This window comes from Filibacter tadaridae (assembly GCF_900609045.1).
Taxonomy (GTDB): domain Bacteria; phylum Bacillota; class Bacilli; order Bacillales_A; family Planococcaceae; genus Sporosarcina; species Sporosarcina tadaridae.
In genome coordinates, this window is record NZ_UXAV01000027.1 from 1 (window position 1) to 10,710 (window position 10,710).

Below are 10,710 nucleotides of genomic sequence, written 5' to 3' on the forward strand. Positions count from 1 at the left end.
CCAAGAAAGCGACTATTTCAAAATGAAAATGAAAGAGCGCTACAAAATCGAAGCCAAAAATAGTGAATTAAAGCACAGACACGGGTTTGAAACAGCATCGTCCCCGGGTCTATTCGGCCTGCAAATACAAGGGGCCACCGCCATATTCGCTGTAAATATGAAGCGGATCCAAACCCTACTCAAGGTAAAAAAGAGCTAAAAGGAAGTAGGAAAGGTGACTAATTTCCAAAATGGATGGAAATTAGTCGCTTTTTTTTGTCTAATAATCGAACTGTTCCCTGAAAGGTTAGTTTTTCAGTGGCCTCGAAGACCGCTGTCAGTCTTATTGCTTCGGTTACCCCTATGAGGCGCCTTCGCTGGAGATTATATAGAATCATTTGTTCATCATAATTCGATTTCCTGACATTCCCGTTCAACAGACGTGTTTTATTGCACAAAAAAAGATTGTCCCTTAAGTCGATTACTGTCGACTTAGAGGACAACCTTATTAGCAATTTTTACTCAGGAAGATCTGTTTTGCGTCCTGAAATGGAGATGAACGCGGCTAACAAAATATAGTAGTACATGGTGAATGTCTTGTCTTCCCATATATTGTAGATAAGACCGCACCAGAATATACCTATTAAAGCAGCAAGCATTGGAATAGCCATCTTGGATTCTTTGCGTTTTTTCCAGAATAGCGAAAGCATCCCTAGCAGGAAGACTGCGAACAGGAGGACTCCAAAGAAGCCGGTCTGTGCAATGATTTGGATGTATTGGTTATCGGAGTAAATATCAACGTCAATATCATAGTCTTTATAGATGGGAGACGAGTATGTTTTTGAAGCTGAATCTCCAAATGTCGCGAAACCTGTCCCGATAACTAGATGATCTTTAAACACTTCGAAGCCTTTACTAACGATGAAAAGACGTCCCGATGTTTTACTTTTGTCGAACGTGCTTGCGTTGAAGGTTTCAGTAATACGTGTCTTTTCGACAGCGAAACCACCTTCATCTTCTGCAGGTCCCGTACGTTCAAAATTACCAATTTCCGTGTTGCTGCTAATCCACTGTGTAGCATATGTGACAGGTGTTGCTACTAAAATAAACCCGAGTGCAACAGCGATTCCCGTTTTCACAATGAATTTCCAGTTGCGTGTAAGAAGGAAGTAAACAGCAAGTCCAATTACTAAAGCAATCCATGTTCCTCGGCTGAATGTTAAAATCCATGTACCCGCAAGGACAATAAGTACAATGTTTAGTACCCATTGCATTTTATTTTTCGGAAGTAGTGTCTTCAAGTAATACGTTAGTAATCCCGATATTGTTAAATAGACCGCTAACACGTTCGGATTATTAATAAGGCCATAAATCCGGCTTTTGTTATTTGGCGAAAGTGAACGATTGACCCACTTTTCAGGCATAAGTTCTGAACGCATGGATAGTTTCTCTACAAGTCCTTGTACAATAAGAATTATCGTTACAGCAAGCGTTAGTATGAGGAAATTCATAATGTCGCGCTTGGTGATAGCAAGTCTTTTTACAATGTAAAGAAGTAGGAACGTAATAACAAATGCACGTATTTGGAAAATGATTGGCATTAGTCCAACGCCGGTTAGTAAGGCAGAAATAATTCCTATACCCAAGAAACCAATGAAAGCCCACTCATACACTTCGAAATGGAAGATTGCTTTCACGTCTTTGCGCGAGTCCCAAATGACACGAAGAAATGCAAAGATAATGACGATGTCCCCGACTAGTTTAAGTTCAGGACTTATTTCGATTAAAAATGAACGGAGTGGAAAGTAAATAAGTAAAAATAAAATCGATTGTTTTGGCTTAATGAGTGCAGCCAACGCTAAAATAGCTGTCGTCATGTAGGCGACACTTGCTGACGGGATGAGCAATGTCAGAAGTAACAAAGCTGCACCTATAAGTGGAACAGTTATTTCTTTAAGTCTAGATGTCAGATTCATTCGATAAACCCTTTCTTTTGTCGATTCAAGGATACAGTATACCACAGGAACCATGGCTTTTTGGCGTTAATTTTTCACAGTCGCTAAATAGACGAAAAGAAACGTAAAATGATTCACTTTTTCTGATGAAAAAATAATGTTTTCACTGAAATGACTAGGTATCCACTATAAATAAGATACACTGGCGTAAGTGGTGCACGGTATCGTTGTCCACCAATAAGTAAGCCAAGGGCAGTCAACGATGTAAAACCGATCATATAGATAAGCATGGAAATATGAAGTACTCTACGCTTTTTGTCAAACAAGATTGCTGCCACAAGTCCAGTCATGCTCAACAAAATAGATAGCAGGTCAATCTTATCAAGCGGTTTAAAGAAGAGCATCATTTTCCCGACTGTACGTTTTAATGTGTCGACGGGCTCATCTACTATATAGTTCAATGCCCGTTTCTTTAACAGCGTACTTTTTTCGGATAATGTTTTATCGGTAAGCGTGAAATAATAGGGCTCTACAAACTGATCTTGAATAGTCGTCGCGTAAAAAGCTACTTTTGACTCGGGATTATTCGCGATGTACATATTTTGACCACTATAATTTTCCAACGTAACGAATTCACCATGTAGGCTTTTGTTGTAAAGCCCGTTTATAGACAATACGACAATTGGGATAGTCGCAAATACGATGATCACCAACTTTTTCTTGTCTTTTATCGCAAAAAAGAGGACAAGCATCCCTATTAAAACGAACATGAACAGAAGATGTGGTCGAAACAGCAATGTCAGGCTTATAAATGTGATCAGCCATCCAGCATTCTTGATGGCTCCGCCTGAGTCAATCCACTTTTTCAACAATAGAACGGATATCAATATCAACGTAATGAAAATAGTCTCTGTCAATAAATACTGCGGACCATTTCTAAACAGCACAGGTTGAATGCCATATAAAAGGCCGACTACAAGAGCCACGAAATAGGAATTAAAAAATTTCTTGGCCATAAATGCTGTAAAGACTGCATTAAGCCCGTATAGCACATACTGGAAAATGAAGAAAGGTGCCTCCGAGTCAAATAGAAATGCAAATGGTGCAAGGATAACAGCGAAAAGTGGTGGTACAATAATCCCCTCTATACGAACTTGATTGATTAATCCATTACCTTTCAATAAGTTCTCAGCCATATTATAATAAAGTAAGCCGTCAGGTGTAACATTCATAAAGGGCATAGTAACCTTTGTTAAATAGAGGAACAATACTAGTAGCGAAAAGATAAAAACAATACTATAAACAAATCCTGATTTTCTGTTCATTCAAGTCACCTTTCCAAAAGTAAAATAATGCAAGGAGTAGCTTATGACATCACCTGTTTTAATAATCATCCCAGCTTTTAACGAAGAAGCAACCATTCTAAATACCGTTCGGCTTATTCAGTCGTTCACTCCATTTGATTATATAGTAATTAATGACGGTTCGATAGATAGTACCTTTCGTATTTTAAAGGAAAACAACATAAACCATATTTCCCTTCCAGTCAATCTCGGGATTGGAGGAGCCATGCAAACTGGCTATCAATACGCATGGCGTATGGGCTATGACTATGCTGTACAGCTGGATGCAGATGGCCAACACAATCCGAGTGAAGTTACTAACCTCCTGGAAGCTATTCAAGACGGGGATTTCGACATGGTAATCGGATCTCGTTTTCTCGAAACGACCGCTTACAAAGGTACTTTAACTCGAAGGATCGGGATTTACTATTTTTATTATTTATTGAAAGTCATTGCGCGAATTGAAGTGAAAGACCCAACTTCCGGCTATCGCATTGTGAATCGGAAGGTTATTCAACTATTTGCCCAAGACTATCCCGTGGATTATCCCGAGGTTGAAGTTCTTGTAAAACTTGCAAGAAAAAAGTTCCGGATTAAGGAAGTAAAAGCAGAAATGAACGACCGTCAAGGCGGTGTTTCGAGTATAAGTAAATCCAAAGGGATCTACTATATGATCAAAGTAACCTTCTTCTCACTTATCCGATCTTATCTATAGACAGGAGCCTTTCAATTGAATTCAACGATACAATGGATTACATTTGCCGCTGCATTGCTGTTTCTAATTCAAGTTGTATACTTGACTGCAAAAAATAAATTACACGACAAGTACGCATTTATTTGGATAATTTTTGCGATTGCCGGGCTATTTTTATCGCTAAGTCTCCCTTTTTTAAACGATGTTTCAACCAAAATCGGGATATCCTATATGCCCTCACTTGTTTTCATGTTCGCATTTCTCGTTATTTTAATCGTTTTAACCTATCAAACAGTACTTTTATCCCGTCATGAAAAACTAATTAAACAACTTGTTCAAGAAATAGGATTCCTAGACAATCAGCTTCAGGAATCAAAAAGAGGGTCTGGAAAATGAATCCAACTTATTTACTTTTAATTTTACTCAATACCGCGATTCTTGTTGCGGGTCAGTTTTTATGGAAATTCGGAATGACGAAGAAAGAACATGACTTTGGTTCTGTTTTTGATATCCTCAAGGTGTTATTCTCTCCGTATATATTTACCGGTCTTATCATGTACGGAGTGGCCACCGTCATTTGGCTCTTCATCTTAACCAAAGTCCAACTTAGTGTCGCTTATCCGTTGCAATCATTTGCTTATGTCATTACTCTTTTTGGAGCGTACTTTATATTTGGTGAACCCCTTACGTTTTGGAAAGTTGTAGGAGTTCTCTTTATAATGCTTGGTGTGTCAATAATAGGAATTTCAGAGTCAGCAATCACACTAAACTGAGCTATTTATCGTTCCGGATTTTAAGTAATGCCAAAGTGATACTTTACATTCTCTTTGGCATTTGCTGTCTATTGAATCCGGCGAAATCTATTCAATCCGCAGAAAAAGGTTTAGCATCTAAACGCTAAACCTTTCTGCAATTACTTTTTGTTAAAAAAAGTTGATGTCAATTGTTCATACCATTGCTTATAAACTGGATGATCGATTGTTGCCATTCTTTCCACCATATTGGTCGCTTGGTAGAACATCATCCCTTTTTCATCCAGACCGTAGCGTTTTGCGAAATCCATATAAAGAGTAAACTCATCAACGCCTCGCCCTTCTTCTACATGGCCCATTCCATACGAATCAATTTCCATCGTGATGCCCGTCCCATAAATTTGAGCGTTCAAAAATGCACGATGAAGACGCTCCGCCTTACCTGGTACAGATGTACGAAACGCGTTCGGTTGTAAAAAGGCAGCGTCAAATCCGTAATCCTTCCATTTGTAGAAGTTTGTTGACGTTGCATGCGGTGAATAGATGAAAAACTTGTCCTGGCCTTTCAATAAACCTGAAATCGATGAAATAAGTAATCCATCTTCATCCGTTCTTACCGTTTCACTCAACCAATAAAATCCTTTAAGATTCAAATTGGCATAATCGGCTTTATCGAACTTGTTAAGAACTTCCGTGATGTACCATTTCGCCAAGTCATAACGTGAATAAACTGTATTTGCTAGTTCGTCCCCATCCAAAGTGATAATGGGTTCCTTTTTCTTCGGATAAGGTATCGCTACATAGACATCCACTTTCCGGTTATTTGTCCTTGCCGAAGTATTTAAGTTTTGCAATACACCTTCAGTTGAAAATGTCCTGTTCACATACTTTTCCCAATCCACATAGTTCGCATGGTTTAACGGAGTATCCGTAAACTGATTGGCATTGTTATTATAACGGAGTCCAAGAATGATAAATGTATCAAACATATCCCGCATCGTTCCATCTTCGGCACGGTAGCTCAAATACGGATTGAAAAAGGCCGGCGTGAATGGTTTCTTTTCATTCACATCATTGTAGATAAGTACCCCACTATTTAAATTTGTTTTATCCGCAGTCGCGATCGTTTGCGCATATTCCACGAATTTATTGCTTTGTGGGTGGATTGTACCGTCTTCGTAATTTGCCACTACATCCAATGCATCCTCTACCGACGGAACGACCGCGACCGTATGACTGTCACTTTTCACCTCATAGGCAATCGGTTTTTGATAGACACGAGAAAGAAATGCGCTAAATTGTGCACGAGTCACTATTTCCTTGGGACGAAACGTTTTGTCGGTATAACCTGTTGTGATGTCATAAAAAGCAATTGCATCGATATACGGGTAGTAAGCACCATCCGCCGGCACATCCGTAAATAACGAACGTCCTCTACCTTCATAGGCATATGCCGTTGCAAGCATCTTCGACATTTCATCACGCGTTAAAGGACTGTTCGGATTGAATTTACCATCTTCCCGCGACAACCAGTCCTTTTCAAGTGCAATCATCACTTCTTTGTAATTCGGGGAAGTCGGTTTCATATCGAGTAGTTTGACTGGCGTTTTCTTGAATTCATCAAGATCCAATGCGCGCGTCATCATAACCGCAGCATTTTTTCGACTTATACCCAATCCGGGCTTAAATTCTCCATCCGAAAATCCTTTTATCACCCCGTGCTTTGAAATGAATTGAATATCTTCATATGCCCAGTACTCATAAGTCACATCTTTATAAGTAGCTGCTTGCGCTGTTCCCGTGTTCAGGACTAGTATGTAAAAAAATGCTGCAAAAGCCATAAGTATAGGTTTACTATTTTTCATCGAGTGCCTCCAATAAGTGCATAGTAAATACGGTGCCAGTTGCTGTCACAATTGAAAGAGCGCAAATTGTGTCAGTAACTGGACACCGGGTGTGTGAATACGGTAACAGTCACTCAAAATTTCGTGTTTGGATAAGTGACAGACACCATTTAGCGAATGTAAGGTGATGCGATGAAGCCGGATTGTTTTTTACCATTTGTAACTGTTCGAACTGGATACCATACAAATTGGTTCGTCGAATTAGCCTGGGTATCATATACTGGTTCACCGATAATTGTGAATTTATCTACTGATGAGGTCGGTTTAAGCTCTGACCCTGTATTGGGTTCTGTTCGCATTCCTGAACCGGCATACGTAACCTTGTCACCGGCTTTTACTAAACCTGTTGACGTTGTTGCGTTTTCCGAAAGGTTGAACACTTTTTTCTTGAATTGTATATTTTTATCTGAGTCTACATTGTAATGAAAATCGTCTACTGACATATTGATTGCTTTGATATTCGTTTGTTGCAAGCCCGCCTTACTTAGCTTTCGGTAAACTTTTTCCTGATAGGCTGTTGGATTCGGCTTACCGGTTGCTTTGTAGAAAGGGCTATTCAATGGTTTCGTTCCATTGTATGCCATAACTGCAAAATACCAATGTTCAAGATAAGCTGGATTGTGATTGACGAATTTAGGTAAATCACTTCGTTTGAAGTTTTTAACGAGAAACTCAATTCCCGCCTCGATATTATAAGCCACATCGTATTTTAACCGTTCCACGTCAAAACCATACGTATCAGTTATTTGCATTAAGCCAATTCCATTGTCAGCACTTATAACTGGCTTGCCATTTTCGTCGAATTGTTTCCAGTTACTTTCTATAGACGCTACTGATTTTAAAATTTCAGGTGGAATCTGAGCTTCTGATTGTCGCGCAGCTTTTGTTAGTAAACAATTCATAGTTTGCGAATCCGGGTTTACGCGACTTTCCGGGTTATAGCCACACGCAAATACTTTCAACCGAAACGTATCGTTTGTTGCCCTCGCTAAAAATGCAGAGAACTGAGCACGTGTTAATGAAGTTGTAGGACGAAAAGTCCCGTCCGAATACCCTTCTGTCACACCAAAAGCAATTACTTTTCGAATATCTGAATAGGCATCAGCGCTAACAGGCACATCGTTAAATAGAAGCGCTTCCTCGTCCACAAGTTTAAATGCCCGTGCCAATAGACTCGCCATTTGTGAACGATTAACGCGTTCATCCGGACGGAATGTACCATCCGTATATCCGTTAATAATTCCCAATTCACTTGCTGATTGAATAGCTCCCGATGCAGCACTTTGTTTCGTTACATCAGAAAAACTTGTGTCACGCTTTGCTGTCCGCAAATCAAGCGTTCTGGCAATCATCAATGCCGCATCACCACGCGTTACTTGCCTGTCCGGTGCAAAACGATTATTCTCAAAACCTTGGATAATTCCTTCATTAAATAAATAGGTCATATGTTCATAAAACGGATGACTAGCATTCACATCCGAGAAGCCAGCTGCTTTAGCTGAACCTACACTCCCCATTACGATTAATACTGCCGATAACAATAGAGCACTTATTTTCTTCAAGACAATCCCTCCATGTACCAATACTACTATAATTTACAGACTTTTGGAAGGTTTGGACTAAGGAAACACTTTTATATGGTTACAGTCACTCAAACTTTCATGTTAGTTTTAACTTTCGTGTTTGTTTGTTTGAGTGACAGGCACCGGATTGTGCACTAGTAACCCAGTATCATTTGATTACATCATCAATCTCAAGTTCATAAGTCTCTTCGCCTTGTCGAATAGATAGTTTCCACACCTTTGATGGTTCATCATATTGAATGGACCGGATTGCAGGTACCCATGTGGATTTTTCATCGGCTATTTCCACTGCCTTTTTGACAACTTGTGATTCTGAAAGGTTTGCATTCTTAGGCTTGTATTCCGGTAGGACTTCCACGAATTTTGCTCTACCTTGTCCAGGATAGGATAATGATATACTGCCAGTGTATTCGACGACGACTCTTTGGCCAACTTTTAGTTTTTTATCGGCGTCTGGATAGGCAACACTTATTGCACTGAAATGTTCTTCCTTACCGCCAGTCCCGCTATAATTCCTCGCCTTTGCGCTGACAACCGTCATGCCTTTGTCAGTGACATTTACAACGTATGAACCCTTCGTTGAAGGCGTTGTTGTCGTTTTATCGGATGGGTATGTTATGTCGGGTTCATCGCCAGTTGGAACAAGTTTCCCTTCCTGTTCGAACACTATTTTATAATCCGAAAACTCTTTTCGAAGAATATCTTTTTGGTCCTCGGTTATGAAATCATGCCCGATTTCGATGTCCTCGGTGATTGTATCTACAGACACACTTGCTGAAACGCTGTCCGGTTTTTCGTGTAATCTACGTACCCTATCCAACGAACTGAAAACCGTGGATGTTAATGTATTAATTTCTTTTTCTGTATGGGGTGCATGATAAAAGTAAATGTACTTCGCTAGGATTTCACCGTTGTCCACTTGTTCTTGCAGAGTGCTAACCAATTTGTTGAGTTTTTCATCAGGATTTTTAATACCAATCCAAATGCCGGATTGTTTTGCACCACCGCTTTTCCATTCGAAAAAAGTGACCCCCGCATTTGCGGTTCCTTCATACCCACCATAGACTTCATTGAAGGCATCGATAACTACCATTCCTTCGATTCCTTGGACGGTCATTTCTTCGGCTAGATCAGGCGATGGTTTGCCAAACAATCCATTTTTATAGTCCTCTTGATTAACAACCTTGGTGGCTTTTTCATCACGTATTCGCGTTTCTTCTGTCGTTTGTTCCAGTTCCGCAATGATGTCCCTGCCTTCAACGGTTTTCAGTACTTCCCACTCACTGCCGTCTGAACTTGTGATTGTTTTTGGTGATTCGGGTTGTGGTTTTGGTTTCGACTCTTCTGTGGACCCACAGCCGGAAAGGATAATTGCGAAGGCTAGTAGCCCTATTCCTATTGATTTCTTTAGCATGTCTTCCCGCCTTTATGTTTATAGTTTTAGTCTACTAGATTAGACGGTTGATGGGGGCTTTTGTTACCATATTTTTGCTGGGCGCTCATTCCTTCGCCGTGCGCGATCATATTCCTCCGCTTTGCGCTCATTCCCTCGCCGCGCGCGATCATATTTCCATGCTTTGCGCTCATTCCTTCGCCGCGCGCGATCATATTTCCATGCTTTGCGCTCATTCCCTCGCCGCGCGCGATCATATTCCTTCGCTTTGCGCTCATTCCCTCGCCGCGCGCGATCATACTTTCACGCACAAAAAAGAGCCGACATGAGTCGGCTCTTTTCCTTTACATTATTTCAGCAATTCAAGTGTATCCAATGCGCGGTAAAGCATAACTGCTGCTTCTGCACGTGTTGCATTGTTTTTAGGATTGAAATTGCCTTCGTTACCTTTGATGACACCAAGTGCTGTTGCTTTGTAGACGGAGTCAATTGCAAATGCACCAATGTGACCGTGGTCTTTAAAGTTGGCAGGTGTATCAAGGTTCTCTAATTTTGATTTGTCTTGATATTCTAGCGCTCTAATAACCATTGCTGCGATTTCTTCGCGCTTGATTGGAGCGTCCGGATTGAACTTCCCATCCGCTGTTCCATTAACAATACCAGCTTTTGCAGCTGCCTCAACTGCTGCGTATGCCCATTTCTTGCTTGTGTTTACGTCACTAAATGTTCCTTCATACTTTTTCGTTGGAAGTTCTAGTGAACGCGCAAGCAATACCGCAAACTCGGCACGTGTGATTTGTGCATTTGGTGCAAAGTTTGTATCTGATTTCCCTTGGATAATCCCTTTCGCTGCAAGTTTGTTGATTTCATCTTTAGCGAAAACGTTTGTGATATCCGAGAATACAGGTGGTGTTATTGGTTTCGGATCTTCAGGTTTTGGTTCTACCGGTGGGTTTACCGGGCCTGGATCTACTATCACAGGGCTCGTTACAGTAACGTTTACATTTACTGTATTATCTCCATGTGTAATCGTGATTGTTGTTTCACCTTTTGCTTTTGCAGTGATAACGCCTTTTTCTACTGATACAATTGCCGCATCTTCAACAG

At 40.4% G+C, this 10,710-nt stretch carries 9 protein-coding genes and 1 pseudogene; 4 read left to right on the plus strand and 6 right to left on the minus strand.

Annotated elements, in window-relative coordinates; genetic code table 11:
* A pseudogene (locus FILTAD_RS04640) lies at positions 1-199 on the plus strand (IS5/IS1182 family transposase); the annotation flags it as partial.
* 298 nt (positions 200-497) lie between these two features.
* On the opposite strand, the gene FILTAD_RS04645 reads toward FILTAD_RS04640, so the two are convergent.
* Together FILTAD_RS04645 and FILTAD_RS04650 are read right to left on the minus strand one after the other, a co-directional pair.
* The gene (locus FILTAD_RS04645) at positions 498-1,955 is read right to left on the minus strand and encodes an O-antigen ligase family protein (protein WP_124069353.1); all 1,458 of its coding nucleotides are present in this window, start codon (positions 1,953-1,955) and stop codon (positions 498-500) included.
* 113 nt (positions 1,956-2,068) lie between these two features.
* Positions 2,069-3,259 carry a glycosyltransferase family protein gene (locus tag FILTAD_RS04650; protein WP_124069354.1) on the minus strand — a complete coding sequence of 397 codons (1,191 nt, stop codon included), beginning with the start codon at positions 3,257-3,259 and terminating at the stop codon, positions 2,069-2,071.
* Between the two features lie 43 nt (positions 3,260-3,302).
* Between FILTAD_RS04650 and FILTAD_RS04655 the strand changes: the two genes are divergently transcribed.
* From FILTAD_RS04655 to FILTAD_RS04665, 3 genes are read left to right on the plus strand one after another with little or no spacing between them, the layout of a single operon-like run.
* Entirely contained in the window at positions 3,303-3,992 is a 690-nt protein-coding gene (locus FILTAD_RS04655; protein ID WP_124069355.1) for a glycosyltransferase family 2 protein, read from the plus strand.
* A gap of 15 nt (positions 3,993-4,007) precedes the next feature.
* Positions 4,008-4,367, plus strand: a complete 360-nt coding sequence (locus FILTAD_RS04660; RefSeq protein ID WP_238988146.1) for a DUF2304 domain-containing protein — start codon at positions 4,008-4,010, stop codon at positions 4,365-4,367.
* Positions 4,364-4,744 (plus strand): EamA family transporter, encoded by a 381-nt coding sequence (locus FILTAD_RS04665; protein ID WP_124069356.1) that lies wholly within the window; start codon positions 4,364-4,366, stop codon positions 4,742-4,744. The genes FILTAD_RS04660 and FILTAD_RS04665 overlap by 4 nt, the downstream gene beginning before the upstream one ends.
* A gap of 140 nt (positions 4,745-4,884) precedes the next feature.
* Here FILTAD_RS04665 and FILTAD_RS04670 read toward each other — a convergent pair whose 3' ends face one another.
* The 4 genes from FILTAD_RS04670 to FILTAD_RS15775 all read right to left on the minus strand — a co-directional run.
* A complete protein-coding gene (locus FILTAD_RS04670) occupies positions 4,885-6,588 on the minus strand; it encodes a DUF4855 domain-containing protein (RefSeq protein WP_124069357.1) in 1,704 nt (567 codons plus the stop codon).
* A gap of 149 nt (positions 6,589-6,737) precedes the next feature.
* Positions 6,738-8,189, minus strand: a complete 1,452-nt coding sequence (locus FILTAD_RS04675; RefSeq protein WP_124069358.1) for an S-layer homology domain-containing protein — start codon at positions 8,187-8,189, stop codon at positions 6,738-6,740.
* A gap of 169 nt (positions 8,190-8,358) precedes the next feature.
* Positions 8,359-9,624 carry a DUF3221 domain-containing protein gene (locus FILTAD_RS04680; protein WP_124069359.1) on the minus strand — a complete coding sequence of 422 codons (1,266 nt, stop codon included), beginning with the start codon at positions 9,622-9,624 and terminating at the stop codon, positions 8,359-8,361.
* A 328-nt stretch (positions 9,625-9,952) separates the two neighbouring features.
* Positions 9,953-10,710, minus strand: a 758-nt coding sequence (locus tag FILTAD_RS15775) for an S-layer homology domain-containing protein (RefSeq protein ID WP_162497508.1), incomplete at its 5' end; no start/stop codon positions are given.